Annotated in this window: 2 rRNA genes; both read left to right on the top strand. The window is 45.5% G+C overall.

Annotated elements, in window-relative coordinates:
- Window positions 1-83 (top strand): 23S ribosomal RNA (locus tag KNP79_RS15675); the annotation flags it as partial.
- A 98-nt stretch (window positions 84-181) separates the two neighbouring features.
- Window positions 182-266: ribosomal RNA gene (gene rrf / locus KNP79_RS15670) — 5S ribosomal RNA — on the top strand; the annotation flags it as partial.

Here is a 266-nt window from a genome sequence, read left to right as displayed (position 1 = left end):
AGACGATGAGGTAGATAGGTCATGGGTGGAAGCACGGCGACGTGTGGAGCTGAATGATACTAATCGGTCGAGGCTTTGATCTAGTCTAAGGTTTGTGTGAATTGATGAGTCTTCAGTTTTGAGAGAACAATCTCTTAAAACATATTGACGTTATGACTAAATAATGTTAATATAATACTTGTCTGGTGGCGATAGCGAAGCGGCCACACCCGTTCCCATGCCGAACACGGAAGTTAAGCGCTTCAGCGCCGAAAGTAGTTGGGGGT

Source organism: Exiguobacterium sp. s7 (assembly GCF_018618195.1).
Classification (GTDB): domain Bacteria; phylum Bacillota; class Bacilli; order Exiguobacteriales; family Exiguobacteriaceae; genus Exiguobacterium; species Exiguobacterium mexicanum_A.
Note: the sequence above shows the minus strand (reverse complement) of the source record. Positions and strands in the feature narration are given on the sequence as shown.